The sequence below is a fragment of the Streptomyces sp. NPDC021224 genome, assembly GCF_044332905.1.
Taxonomy (GTDB): domain Bacteria; phylum Actinomycetota; class Actinomycetes; order Streptomycetales; family Streptomycetaceae; genus Actinacidiphila.
This window is the reverse complement of record NZ_JBIRPW010000006.1, coordinates 327,965-340,712: the sequence shown is the minus strand read 5'-3', so window position 1 is coordinate 340,712 and position 12,748 is coordinate 327,965. Positions and strand designations below refer to the sequence as shown.

Annotated in this window: 11 protein-coding genes, 1 pseudogene and 1 riboswitch; of the genes and pseudogenes, 5 read left to right on the top strand and 7 right to left on the bottom strand. The window is 72.3% G+C overall.

Annotated features, from left to right (window positions below; genetic code table 11):
• The first annotated feature begins 22 nt into the window (after positions 1-22).
• From ACH4PY_RS18070 to ACH4PY_RS18055, 4 genes are all read left to right on the top strand, one after another.
• Complete coding sequence (locus ACH4PY_RS18070; protein ID WP_398182999.1) at positions 23-280, top strand: DUF3311 domain-containing protein; 258 nt, start codon at positions 23-25, stop codon at positions 278-280.
• Positions 277-1,929, top strand: a complete 1,653-nt coding sequence (gene mctP, locus ACH4PY_RS18065; protein ID WP_398182996.1) for a monocarboxylate uptake permease MctP — start codon at positions 277-279, stop codon at positions 1,927-1,929. Before ACH4PY_RS18070 ends, mctP begins: the two co-directional genes overlap by 4 nt.
• A 199-nt stretch (positions 1,930-2,128) precedes the next feature.
• Positions 2,129-2,280, top strand: a riboswitch (cobalamin riboswitch).
• 140 nt (positions 2,281-2,420) lie between these two features.
• The gene (locus ACH4PY_RS18060; protein WP_398182993.1) at positions 2,421-4,823 is read left to right on the top strand and encodes a ribonucleoside-diphosphate reductase subunit alpha; all 2,403 of its coding nucleotides are present in this window, start codon (positions 2,421-2,423) and stop codon (positions 4,821-4,823) included.
• Positions 4,823-5,857, top strand: coding sequence for a ribonucleotide-diphosphate reductase subunit beta (locus ACH4PY_RS18055; protein WP_398182989.1), 1,035 nt, complete (start codon positions 4,823-4,825; stop codon positions 5,855-5,857). Before ACH4PY_RS18060 ends, ACH4PY_RS18055 begins: the two co-directional genes overlap by 1 nt.
• An 18-nt stretch (positions 5,858-5,875) precedes the next feature.
• Here the strand turns inward: ACH4PY_RS18055 and def are convergent, their stop codons facing one another.
• The 7 genes and pseudogenes from def to ACH4PY_RS18020 all read right to left on the bottom strand — a co-directional run bounded on the left by def (position 5,876) and on the right by ACH4PY_RS18020 (position 11,784).
• Positions 5,876-6,511: a peptide deformylase gene (gene def / locus ACH4PY_RS18050; RefSeq protein ID WP_398182986.1), complete on the bottom strand. Its 636-nt coding sequence runs from the start codon at positions 6,509-6,511 to the stop codon at positions 5,876-5,878.
• A 166-nt stretch (positions 6,512-6,677) separates the two neighbouring features.
• The gene (locus ACH4PY_RS18045) at positions 6,678-7,691 is read right to left on the bottom strand and encodes a tetratricopeptide repeat protein (RefSeq protein ID WP_398182983.1); all 1,014 of its coding nucleotides are present in this window, start codon (positions 7,689-7,691) and stop codon (positions 6,678-6,680) included.
• Between the two features lie 348 nt (positions 7,692-8,039).
• Positions 8,040-8,588 (bottom strand): annotated as a pseudogene (locus ACH4PY_RS18040) (HD-GYP domain-containing protein); the annotation flags it as partial.
• 376 nt (positions 8,589-8,964) lie between these two features.
• Positions 8,965-9,249, bottom strand: a complete 285-nt coding sequence (gene rsrA / locus ACH4PY_RS18035) for a mycothiol system anti-sigma-R factor (RefSeq protein WP_398182980.1) — start codon at positions 9,247-9,249, stop codon at positions 8,965-8,967.
• Positions 9,246-9,911 (bottom strand): sigma-70 family RNA polymerase sigma factor, encoded by a 666-nt coding sequence (locus ACH4PY_RS18030; RefSeq protein ID WP_398183420.1) that lies wholly within the window; start codon positions 9,909-9,911, stop codon positions 9,246-9,248. The genes rsrA and ACH4PY_RS18030 overlap by 4 nt, the downstream gene beginning before the upstream one ends.
• A gap of 329 nt (positions 9,912-10,240) precedes the next feature.
• Complete coding sequence (locus tag ACH4PY_RS18025) at positions 10,241-10,969, bottom strand: alpha/beta family hydrolase (protein ID WP_398182976.1); 729 nt, start codon at positions 10,967-10,969, stop codon at positions 10,241-10,243.
• Complete coding sequence (locus tag ACH4PY_RS18020; RefSeq protein ID WP_398182973.1) at positions 10,969-11,784, bottom strand: SOS response-associated peptidase; 816 nt, start codon at positions 11,782-11,784, stop codon at positions 10,969-10,971. Before ACH4PY_RS18020 ends, ACH4PY_RS18025 begins: the two co-directional genes overlap by 1 nt.
• 102 nt (positions 11,785-11,886) lie before the next feature.
• On the opposite strand from ACH4PY_RS18020, the gene ACH4PY_RS18015 reads away from it, so the two are divergent.
• Positions 11,887-12,600 carry a M50 family metallopeptidase gene (locus ACH4PY_RS18015; protein WP_398182970.1) on the top strand — a complete coding sequence of 238 codons (714 nt, stop codon included), beginning with the start codon at positions 11,887-11,889 and terminating at the stop codon, positions 12,598-12,600.
• Positions 12,601-12,748 lie beyond the last annotated feature (148 nt).

Below are 12,748 nucleotides of genomic sequence, written 5' to 3'. Positions count from 1 at the left end.
TAGGGGACGGGAGCACCAGCACATGTCACAAGCACCACCGGACCCACGGCCACCGGTCGTCACCCCCACCCGGGTCGTCGCCGCGCTGTGCCTGCTCGCACCGTTCGTCGCCCTGCTGTGGGTGGACTCGTACGCCCGCACGACGCCGGCCTTCATCGGCATCCCGTTCTTCTACTGGTACCAGATGGCCTGGGTGCCGGTGGCGGCCGCGCTCACCTTCACCGCCTACGTGCTCGTACGGCGCGAGGAGCGCGCCCGCAAGGGGGGTGAGGACGCGTGAAGGACGGCGTCAACGGCGTCGCGCTCGGCGTCTTCATCTTCTTCTTCCTGGCCGTCACCGTGCTCGGCTTCTTCGCCGCGCGCTGGCGGCGCGCCGCGAATCCGCTGCACCTGGACGAATGGGGCCTGGGCGGACGCAGTTTCGGAACCTGGGTGACCTGGTTCCTGCTCGGCGGCGACCTGTACACCGCGTACACCTTCGTCGCCGTGCCCGCCGCGATCTTCGCGGGCGGCGCCGCGGGCTTCTTCGCGGTGCCCTACACGATCATCACCTACCCGCTGGTCTTCCTCTTCCTGCCGCGGCTGTGGTCGGTCTCGCGCCGGCACGGCTACGTCACCTCCTCGGACTTCATCCGCGGACGGTTCGGCTCCAAGAGCCTGTCGGTGGCCGTCGCCATCACCGGCATCATCGCCACGATGCCCTACATCGCCCTCCAACTGGTCGGCATCCAGGCCGTCCTGGACGTCATGGGCGTGGGCGGCAGCGACGGCACCAACTGGTTCCTCAAGGACCTGCCGCTGCTCATCGCCTTCGGCGTGCTCGCCGCCTACACGTACTCCTCCGGGCTGCGCGCGCCCGCGCTCATCGCGTTCGTCAAGGACGCGCTGATCTACATCGTGATAGCGGTCGCCATCATCTACATCCCGTACAAACTGGGCGGCTTCGACGACATCTTCCGCAAGGCCGGCGACGCCTACGCCGTCACGAACAAGCAGGGCGTCCCCCGCGGCTCCCTGGTGACCGGCCCGAAGGCCCAGTGGGCGTACGCCACGCTCGCGATGGGCTCGGCGATGGCCCTCTTCCTCTACCCGCACTCGATCACCGCCGTGCTGTCCGGCAAGAGCCGCGACACCATCCGCCGCAACACCACGATCCTGCCGCTGTACTCCCTCATGCTCGGCCTGCTGGCGCTGCTCGGCTTCATGGCCATCGCGGACGGCGTCGGCGCGGGCAACCCGAAGTACAACAACCAGCTGGCCATCCCGCAGCTGTTCGAGAACATCTTCCCGTCGTGGTTCGCGGGCGTCGCCTTCGCCGCGATCGGCATCGGCGCGCTCGTCCCCGCGGCCATCATGTCCATCGCCGCGGCGAACCTGTTCACCCGCAACATCTACAAGGACCTCATCAAGCCGGACGCCACCCCCGCGCAGGAGACCGCGGTCTCCAAGGCCGTCTCACTCGTGGTCAAGGTCGGCGCGCTGGTCTTCGTCCTCACCATGGACAAAACCGTCGCCATCAACTTCCAGCTGCTGGGCGGCATCTGGATACTGCAGACCGTTCCGGCCATCGTGGGCGGCCTGTTCACCCGCTGGTTCCACCGCTGGGCCCTGCTCGCCGGCTGGGCGGCGGGCATGTTCTACGGCACGTGGAAGGCCTACGAGCAGTCCAGCCCGTCGCAGTCGCACTTCGGCGGGAACGCGGACATGATCCCGTGGATCGGTGAGAAGGGTTACATCGGCCTGACCGCGTTCGTGCTCAACGCGGCCGTCGCGATCGTCCTGACGGTCGTCCTGCGGGCCCTCAAGGCGCCTGCGGGCGCCGACGAGACCTCCCCGGCGGACTACACCGCCCAGTCCGCCCCGGAGATCCCCAGCCCCACCACGCCGCCCGACCCGGCCGTCTCCCCGGGCCTCCCCGAACCGGCGTAGGGCCCGCGCCCCTCAGGGGCGCGGGGAACTGCGCGACAAGCCCCCACCGGGGGCGCGGGTCGTCACCGGCCCGAAGGGGCAGCCCGGTCCGTGCCGGACCACCGGCCGGTGGCAGGTCGCTCGCGCAGTTCCCCGTGCCCCAGGCGCACACGGAGTACCCGGCGACACAACATGTAGCCCCGTCCAAGTGCGGCAGCACTAGATGTATGCTCAACTCCGCTGCCCGCAGGGGAAGCCGGTGCGAATCCGGCGCTGCCCCGCAACGGTGAGCTGCCGTGCCCCCATGCGCTTACGCGCAGAAAAGCGCACGGCGGCGGAGCCCGATCGCCTGCCGGCAGACGGCGTCCCGGTCGGCCGACCGCGGCGCCGCTGTGTCCGGGCCTCGTGGAGTGGGCTCAGCGGACGCGGCTCGGCATGCCCGCAGGGCGGTCGCGGCCCCCTCCGTCCCTCCCCGCGTGGCCGCCGCCGCTCACGAGGGAGACCGCATCACCGTGACCATCGCGCCAGAAGCCCCCGCAGCCCCCGCCGGTACCCCCGGTACCACCACCGGTGCGCCCGACAACGGCGACCTGCTGCGTACCCTCGTGAAGCTGTGTACCGACCTTCCCGACACCGACCCCGGCAGGGTCGCCGGTGCGGCGCTGCGGGGGCGCAGCGCGGCCGCGGACACGGCGGAGCTGCGGGTGCTGGCCACCGAGGCGGCGGCCGGGCTGATCTCGGAGGACCCGGCGTACTCGCGGCTCGCGGCGCGGCTGCTGACCGTGACGATCGCCGAGGAGGCCGCGTCGCAGGGCGCGGTGTCCTTCACGGCCTCGATCGCGGTGGGGCACCGCGAGGGCCTGGTCGCCGACCGCACCGCCGACTTCGTCACCCGGCACGCGGCCCGGCTGGACGCCCTGGTCGAGCGCGCGCTCGCCGAGGGCGCCGACGACCGCTTCGGCTACTTCGGCCTGCGCACCCTTTACACCCGCTACCTGCTGCGCCACCCGCTGACCCGCAAGGTCATCGAGACCCCGCAGCACTTCATGCTGCGGGTGGCCGCGGGGCTGGCCGAGGACGAGAGCGCCCCGGCGCTGGACGAGGTGGCCGCGCTCTACCGGCTGATGAGCGCGCTGGACTACCTGCCCAGCTCCCCCACCCTCTTCAACTCCGGTACGCGGCACCCGCAGATGTCGTCGTGCTACCTGCTGGACTCGCCGCTGGACGAGCTGGACTCGATCTACGACCGCTACCACCAGGTGGCGCGGCTCTCCAAGCACGCGGGCGGCATCGGCCTGCCCTTCTCCCGGATCCGCGCCCGCGGTTCGCTCATCCGCGGCACCAACGGGCACTCCAACGGCATCGTGCCGTTCCTGAAGACGCTGGACGCCTCGGTCGCGGCGGTGAACCAGGGCGGTCGCCGCAAGGGCGCCGCCGCCGTCTACCTGGAGACCTGGCACGCGGACGTCGAGGAGTTCCTGGAGCTGCGCGACAACACCGGTGAGGACGCCCGGCGTACGCACAACCTGAACCTGGCGCACTGGGTGCCGGACGAGTTCATGCGCCGGGTCGAGGCGGACGCCTCCTGGTCGCTGTTCTCGCCCGCCGACGTGCCGCAGCTCGTCGACCTGTGGGGCGACGACTTCGACGCCGCCTACCGCGCCGCCGAGGCCGCCGGGCTCGCCCAGCGCACCATCCCGGCCCGGGAGCTGTACGGCCGCATGATGCGCACCCTCGCGCAGACCGGCAACGGCTGGATGACGTTCAAGGACGCCGCCAACCGCACCGCCAACCAGACCGCGCTGCCCGGCCGTACCGTGCACTCGTCCAACCTGTGCACGGAGATCCTGGAGGTCACCGACGACTCCGAGACGGCGGTGTGCAACCTCGGCTCGGTCAACCTCAGCTCGTTCGTCACCGCCGACGGGGACATCGACTGGACGCGGCTGGACGAGACCGTGCACACCGCGGTGACGTTCCTGGACCGGGTCGTCGACATCAACTACTACCCGACCGAGCAGGCGGGCCGCTCCAACTCCCGCTGGCGGCCGGTGGGCCTGGGCGTGATGGGGCTCCAGGACGTCTTCTTCAAGCTGCGGCTGCCCTTCGCCTCCCCCGAGGCCCGCGCGCTGTCCACGAAGATCGCCGAGCGCGTCATGCTGGCCGCCTACGAGGCGTCCTGCGACCTCGCCGAGCGGCACGGCCCGCTGCCCGCCTGGGCCGAGACCCGGGCCGCCGCGGGCGTGCTGCACCCGGACCACTACGACACCGCCACCGTGTGGCCCGAGCGCTGGGCGGCGCTGCGCGAGCGCGTCGCGGCGCACGGCATGCGCAACGCGCTGCTGCTGGCCATCGCCCCGACCGCGACCATCGCCTCGATCGCCGGCTCCTACGAGTGCATCGAGCCGCAGGTCTCCAACCTCTTCAAGCGCGAGACGCTGTCCGGCGAGTTCCTCCAGGTCAACTCCTACCTGGTGGCCGACCTCAAGCGGCTCGGCGTGTGGGACGAGCAGACCCGCGAGGCGCTGCGCGACTCCTCCGGCAGCGTCCAGGGCTTCAGCTGGATCCCGGCCGAGGTGCGCGAGCTGTACCGCACCGCGTGGGAGCTGCCGCAGCGCGCCCTCATCGACATGGCCGCGGCCCGCACCCCGTACCTGGACCAGAGCCAGTCGCTGAACCTGTTCATGGAGACGCCCACCATCGGCAAGCTCTCCTCGATGTACGCCTACGCCTGGAAGCAGGGCCTGAAGACCACGTACTACCTGCGCTCGCGCCCGGCGACCCGGATCGCCCGCGCCGCGCAGGGCTCCGCCCCCGCCTCCGTCCCCGTACCCGCTCCCGCATCCGCCGCCGCGGCCGCCGACGCCGTCGCGTGCTCCCTGGAAAACCCCGAGTCCTGCGAGGCCTGCCAGTAATGACCAGCACCACCCCCACGAAGAACCTGCTCGACCCGGGCTTCGAACTCACCCTGCGGCCCATGCGCTACCCGGACTTCTACGAGCGCTACCGCGACGCGATCAAGAACACCTGGACGGTGGAGGAGGTCGATCTGCACTCCGACGTCGCCGACCTCGCCAAGCTCACCCCGGGCGAGCAGCACCTCATCGGCCGGCTGGTGGCGTTCTTCGCCACGGGCGACTCGATCGTCTCCAACAACCTGGTGCTGACGCTCTACAAGCACATCAACTCCCCCGAGGCGCGGCTCTACCTGTCCCGCCAGCTCTTCGAGGAGGCCGTGCACGTCCAGTTCTACCTGACGCTGCTGGACACCTACCTGCCCGATCCGGCCGACCGGGCCGCGGCCTTCGACGCGGTCGAGGAGATCCCGTCGATCCGCGAGAAGGCGCAGTTCTGCTTCCGCTGGATGGCGAACTTCGACGGTCAGGGCGCCGAGAAGATCGACAGCCTGGAGACCCACGAGGACCGCCGCAACTTCCTGCTCAACCTGATCTGCTTCGCGGCCTGCATCGAGGGCCTGTTCTTCTACGGCGCCTTCGCGTACGTCTACTGGTTCCGCTCGCGCGGGCTGCTGCACGGCCTGGCGACCGGCACCAACTGGGTCTTCCGCGACGAGACGATGCACATGAGCTTCGCCTTCGACGTCGTCGACACGGTGCGCAAGGAGGACCCGTCGCTCTTCGACGAGCGGATGCAGCAGGAGATCACGGACATGCTGCGGGAGGCCGTCGAGGCCGAGCTGCAGTTCGCCCGTGACCTGTGCGGCGACGGGCTGCCGGGCATGAACACCGACTCCATGCGCGAGTACCTGGAGTGCGTCGCCGACCAGCGGCTCGCCCGCCTCGGCTTCCCGCCGCTGTACGGCTCCCGCAACCCCTTCTCCTTCATGGAGCTGCAGGGCGTGCAGGAGCTGACCAACTTCTTCGAGCGCCGGCCCTCCGCCTACCAGGTGGCGGTGGAGGGCTCGGTCGCGCTCGACGAGGAGTTCTAGGACGTCCCGGGGGCGGCCTCAGTCGTTCGGCACCGTCGCGAACTTCGGGGTCGCCTCCGCCATCTGGCGCATGACGTCCTTGCGGTCGCGCTTGGAGAGCCGGTCGATGTAGAGCCGCCCGTAGAGGTGGTCGGTCTCGTGCTGGAGGCACCGCGCGAAGAAGCCGGTGCCCCGCACGACGATCGGATTGCCCTCCAGGTCCTGCCCGCGGACCACCGCGTAGTCCGGGCGCGGCGTCTCCATGTACGCGCCCGGCACCGACAGGCAGCCCTCGTTGGAGTCGTCCAGGTGCCGCTTGTCCGCGGGCAGGTCCTCCAGCACGGGGTTGCACACGGCGCCCACGTGCCGGACGTCGTTGTCGTCCGGGCAGTCGTAGACGAAGACCTTCAGGTCCACACCGATCTGGTTCGCGGCCAGGCCCACGCCCTCGGCCGCGCGCTGGCTGGCGAACATGTCGTCGACGAGGGCGGACAGCTCCGCGCCGAAGTCGGTGACGTCACGGCACTCCCGGTGCAGCACGGGGTTGCCGACCACCGTGATCGGCCGCACGGTGCCGCGCACCCGGTGGGCTTCCTCACGGGCGGCGCCGTCGGTCACGTCGTCGACGAACGTCTCCCCCTCCTCCGGAGGGGCGGTGTCAGCGGTCTGCGCCATCGTTCTGCTATCGCCTTCCAGGCCGGTTCACTAACCCGTCCAGAGTACGGGAGTGGACCGCGGGCCCGGCCGGGTACGCCCCCGGCCGCCCCGCCTCGTACGGCGCCGCCCGCGCCACCGGCGGAGAGCGGCACCCGGCGGGGTACACCGGCGGACCCCGCAGGGGTCAGCAGACCTCTTCCAGGTCGCGCCACGCGCGGGTGGCGGGCGAGTCCGCGACCCAGCTGTCGAGCAGGCCCTGGACCAGCCCGGCCGGAGCGGCGATCCCGCACTCGCGTTCCTGCGACCAGTGCGACCCGCCCCCCGAGTCGCTGAGGTGGCTGAGATGCCCGGGGTGGCCGGGCTCCCCGTGGTCGTGCGGGTCGCGGCGCGCGGAGCCGTCGTCCGTGGGCATGCGGCTCTCGGAGCACGTCCGGCACAGCAGCCGTACCGACGACGACCAGTCCTCGGCGGCGTAGCCGGCCTCCGCGGCGAGCCGTTCCAGGGCGTCCCGGTCCGCCGGGGCCTCCGCTTCGAGCAGCACCAGCCACGTCGGGACGGGGGACGGCGCCCACAGCTCGATCTCGTCGAACACCGGGTAGACCGCCCCGCCGGATCCGGAGCCGGAACCACCCGCGGTGGCCCGCTCACCGTGCGCGACACCCTCGTGCAGCACGACCTCGCCCCAGCGCCGTCCGGACGACGGCAGCGGGATCGACAGCACCTCCACCCGGCACGGATCGAGCCGGCGGCCCCACACGACCTCCGCCTCACCCTCCGGCGACAGCCGCACCGTGGCACTGCCCAGCGGCAGCCGCGCCGACTCCTCGCCGCTGCGGGCGGCGGTGCCGGCCGGCATCCGCAGGCCGTACGCCTGCCAGGCGCGGCGGGCGAGGGGCCAGTCCTGGAGGGCGGTCGCGGCGATGCCGAGGTTCCACCAGTCGGGCGCGCCGACCGGCTTGTCCAGCAGGGCGACCGCGCGCAGCCCGGCGGTCCGGGCCTGTGCCCAGTCGTGCCGGAACTTGTGCAGCAGTGCGAGGTTGTACCAGGACTCGGAGAGCCAGGGCTCCAGGTCGGCCGCCCGGGTCAGCAGCGCGCCCGCGTCCTCGTAGCGTCCGTCGTCGATCAGTGAGAACGCCTGGTCGGTGGCCTGCCGCCAGGTGGGCGACGGCCGGTGCCGCACTCTGCCGAAGATCTTCAACGTCGTTACCGCCTGCCCGCTCAGCCGATCACTGCCAGGACGTCGCCTTCCGCACCACGATCACGTCGTCCCCCGGAGGGCGCGCACCGCGGGGTGCGGCCCCATCGCGTACCGCCCGTACGTCGTCGGACAAGCGGCTCCACACACCAACCTCGCACATTTCGGCCGCGCTCTCAGCCCGACGTCCGTGTGCCTCCCGCCGCCGTCCGGCAGCGGGCTCTCCCTGCCTCCTTGCCATACCCGTGGGCATCCAACCATGCCGAGGCGGGCCGCTCCACCAGCACCCGGGCGAGTCGCCGTCACCCGAAAGGCCTACGAGCGGTAGGCGGGCCGCCCGTACACCGTGCGGGTCACGGGCGGTGGCCAGGGGTGACGCGCCAGGGCCCGGGAGAGCGCGGCGACCACCGACGGGTCGAACTGGCTGCCCGCGCACCGGCTCAGCTCCGCGAGCGCGGCACTCACCGGGCGCGCCGGGCGGTAACTGCGGTGGGAGGTCATGGCGTCGAGCGCGTCGGCCACCGACACGATGCGGGCCGGCCAGGGAATGCGGTGCCCGGCGAGGCCGTGCGGGTAGCCGCCGCCGTCGAAGCACTCGTGGTGGTGCAGCACCGCGACCCGCGCGACCGCGGGCACCTGGTTGCCGCTGACCAGCGCGTAGCCGTGCCGCGGATGCCGCCGTACGACGTCCTGCTCGGCGGGCGTGAGCGGGCCGGGCTTGCGCAGCAGGCGGCCGGGCACGGCGAGCTTGCCGATGTCGTGCAGGGTGCCGGCGAGCCGCAGGTCGGCCACGAGGTCCTCGGCGAGGCGCAGTTCGGCGGCGATCAGGGCGCTGGCCTGGCCGACGCGGTCGCCGTGCCCGCGGGTGTAGGGGTCCTTGAGCTGCATCGCGGCGACCAGGGCCGCAGCACGAGGCAGAAAGCTTTCTGCCTGCCGCTCGGCCACGTCGCACCCCTCTTCACCGGGGTACGTTCCCCCGGCCCTTCCCACGCTAGGGGCCCGCCCCTGCCCCCGGGTCCCCTTGCCCGGGCCATCCCCCGAACGGGGTACCCCCGTACGAATCCCCTCGCGGGGGAGCTTGCGCCCCAAAGGGGCGCGGGGAACTGCGCTCCCCCAGAGCTTCGCCTGGGAGGTGCCCCCAGCCCCCACCGGGGCGCGGGTCGTCACCGACCCAAAGGGTCGCTTCGGTCCGTACCGGACCACCGGCCGGTGGGTGGTTGCTCGCGCAGTTCCCCGCGCCCCTGAAAAACGGGTGCTGCCCGCCGCAGGGGGAGGGTCAGGCCGTGGGTTGTTCGGCGGCGGATTCGTCGGCGCGGATCGACTCGATCCGCATCATCACCTTCGACCGGAGGTCGGTCGGGACGTCGTCAGACCCACAGCACCGTTTGACGAGCTTCTTCACCGCCTGCTCCAGCCCGTACTTCTCCAGGCAGGGATGGCACTCCTCGAAGTGCTCCCGGAACTTCGTGCACGCGTCCTCGGACATCTCGTTGTCGAGGTATTCGTAGAGGTGCCCCAGCACCTCCGAGCAGTCCGTCTCATGCGCGTTGCCGCAACTCATGAATCCGCGCCCTTCTCGCTTCCCGCGCCCGCCGGGACCAGTCCGCGGTCACGTGCGTAGTCCTCCAGCAGCTCGCGCAGCTGACGGCGGCCGCGGTGCAGCCTGGACATCACCGTGCCGATGGGCGTTCCCATGATGTCGGCGATCTCCTTGTAGGCAAACCCCTCGACGTCCGCGAGATAGACCGCGATACGGAATTCCTCGGGGATCGCCTGGAGCGCCGCCTTGACGTCGGAGTCGGGCAGGTGGTCGAGCGCCTGCGACTCCGCGGAGCGCAGACCGGTCGACATGTGCGACTCGGCGCGCGCCAGCTGCCAGTCCTCGATGTCCTCCGAGCCGCTGCGCAGCGGTTCGCGCTGCTTCTTGCGGTAGGAGTTGATGAAGCTGTTGGTGAGAATGCGGTAGAGCCAGGCCTTGAGGTTCGTGCCCTCGCGGAACTGGTGGAAGGACGCGTACGCCTTCGCGTACGTCTCCTGCACCAGGTCCTCCGCATCGGCCGGATTGCGGGTCATCCGCAGCGCGGCCGAGTACATCTGGTCCAGGAACCCGAGGGCGTCCCGCTCGAAGCGCTGGGCGCGCTCCGCGCTGCTTTCCGCTGCTTCCTGACCGGACGCACCCGCGGTTTCCGCCGTGCTGTCGTCGGTGCCGGTGACCGGACCCACCTCCTCAGAAACGCCAGCGAGCCCCAAAGCGGACACGCTCGTCTCGGAGGATATTGCACTGGCGAGGGTCACGCCCGGTCCGCCCTTGGCGGCGTCCTTGCCCTCGCCACCTGTGGTCCAGTCGGCCCAGTTCAGGTAGGGCGCTGCCGCCGCCTGCTGGGCGGCGGCCTCGGCCCGGGGCCGGCATGCGGCTGAAACCATGCGGGTGCCTCTCTCGCCACTTCACCAAAGCTGCTGGGGTGCTGTTGTACGTTCTGACGCTTGCCACAACGCCGGTGCCGCCGCCCCCATTCCCGGCCGCCGCGGAACGCGGCCCGGGGGCGTGCGGCTCAGCGGCGGCCGCTGCGGGTGCCGGTGCGGCCGCCGGTGGGGCCGGTGGCGTGGCCGAGCCCGGCGAGCCAGTCGGTGACGGCCCCGGTCAGCAGGGCGAGTGCGGCCTCCTGGGTGAGGGCGGCGCGCTTGGGGACGGCGAAGGAGTGGTTGGCGCCGGGCACCTCGACGGGGCGGTGGCGCGGCGGGAATTCGGCGGGCTTGCCGAAGGGGTCGTTGCCGCCCTGGACGGCCAGCAGCGGCAGGACGGCGGCGGCGCCGGTCAGCTCGGCGGCGCGGGAGGATTCGGGGCGGCCCGGCGGGTGCAGCGGGAAGGCCAGGGCGAGGACGGCGGCGGCGCCGAGCGCCTCGCCCGTACGGCAGGCCACCCGGGCGCCCGCGCTGCGGCCGCCGGCGACGACGGGCAGGCCGGGGGCGGCGAGCGCGGGCCACAGGGCGGTCCAGGCGGTGTCGAGGGCGGCGGGGGCGGGGGCGAGCTTGCGCCCGGCGACCCGCCAGGGCTGCTCCACGAGGGCGACCTCGACACCTGCGGCGGGCAGCGCGGCGGCGAGCGCGACCAGGTCGGCGGCCTCGATGCCGCCGCCCGCCCCGTGGCCGAGGGCGAGCACGCTGCGCGGCCGGGCGGCGCCGTACCAGCTGATGCGGGCGGGACCGGCCTGGGTGTCGACGTCCTGGACGCGGCCGGGCGCGGGGGCGGAGGCGGCGGGCTCGGGTGGTGCGGGGGGCATCAGAAGAGGGTCTCCTCCTCGGGCGCGGGCAGCTCGTCCAGCAGTTCGGGCCCGTTGTTCGCGACGTTGCTGACCGCGGTGCCGACCGGGTAGGCGCGCAGCAGTCCGGGCGGCGGCGGGGCCAGCAGGTCCTGGAGCGCGTCCGGGTCGGTGGTGCGCGGGTCGAGCCAGGCGTCCCAGTGGTCGGGGGTGATCATGAGCGGCATCCGGGGGTGGATGTCGGCGAGGGAGCGCGGGCCGTGGCCGTCCCACCCGGCGAGGTCGGTGGTCTCGGCGGCGGTCGTCATGACGGTGCAGGTGGTCCACCAGGCGCGCGGGTGGTCGTCGGGCAGCGTGCGGTCGCGCCAGAACTCGTACAGCCCGGCCATGGCGAAGACCGAGCCGTCGGCGGGGGTGACGAAGTACGGCTGCTTGCGGGCGCGCTTGCGCTTGCCCTGTTCCTCCAGCTGCCGCTCGCCCGCGCCGGTGACCCACTCGTAGTAGCCGTCGGCGGGTATCAGGCAGCGGCGGGCGGCCAGGGCGCGGCGGTAGGAGGGCTTCTCGGCGGCGGTCTCGGCCCGCGCGTTGATCATCTTGACGCCGACGTCGGGGCTCTTCGCCCAGGACGGCACCAGGCCCCAGCGCAGCACGCGCAGCTGCCGTACCGGATCCGGGGAACCGGAATCCTTCACCGGGCGGTCCAGTACGACAGGGACGTCCTTGGTGGGCGCCACGTTGTAGTCCGGGGCGAGGGCCTCGGTGGGCTCCCACTTCTGGACGTCGAAGATGCCCGTGAGATCTTCGGGTTTCCGGCTCGCCGCATATCGACCGCACATGAGTGACACACTGCCACGACCGCGGGCGGCACCGGGAGCCGACTCGCACGGGCGTACGAAAAAAGCGGACGAACCACCGGCTTGTGGGGAAACGGGCACCGAATGAACGTCGCGGACATCAGCGAGATGTGGGACCGGCTGACCGGGACCCAGGCCGACCCGCCGCGCTGGCTCGTTGGGGCGACGGCGGCGGTGGCGCTCGCCGTGGTGCTGTCCGGCGGGGCGTGGCGGGTCGCGCGCAACGCGGTCACGATCGCGCACGAGGGCGGGCACGGCCTGGTGGCGCTGCTCATGGGGCGGCGACTCGACGGCATACGGCTGCATTCCGACACCTCCGGGTTGACGGTCTCGCGCGGCAAGCCGCACGGTCCGGGCATGGTGCTGACCGCCGCCGCGGGGTACACCGCGCCGCCACTGCTCGGCCTCGCGGGCGCGGCACTGCTGGCCGCCGGTCACATAACCGCACTGCTGTGGGGCGCGACCGCGCTGCTGCTGGTGATGCTGGTCATGATCCGCAACGCGTACGGCGCCCTCACGGTGGTGCTGACCGGGGCGGTGTTCCTGCTGGTGTCGTGGCTGACGAAGGCCGAGGTGCAGGCGGCCTTCGCGTACCTGGTGGTGTGGTTCCTGCTCGCGGGCGGCGCCCGGCCGGTCGCGGAGCTCCAGGCGAGCAGGCGCCGGGACCGCAGCGGGGCCTCGGACGCCGACCAGCTCGCGCGGCTGACCCGGACGCCCGCCGCGCTGTGGCTGTTCTTCTTCTACGGGGTGGCGGTGTGCGCGCTGGTGGGCGGCGGCCGCTGGCTGCTCATGCGCTGAACCGCCGGACCGCTGAGCGGCTCGTCCGCTGGTCCGCTCGTCCGTTCGTCAGCCGAGCCGCTGACCCGCCCACCCGATCGGCCGCTGATCGGCACGGTGCGCGCCGGGGCGGTCGCCGGGCGGGGCCACGGGGGTGCCCGATGACCGG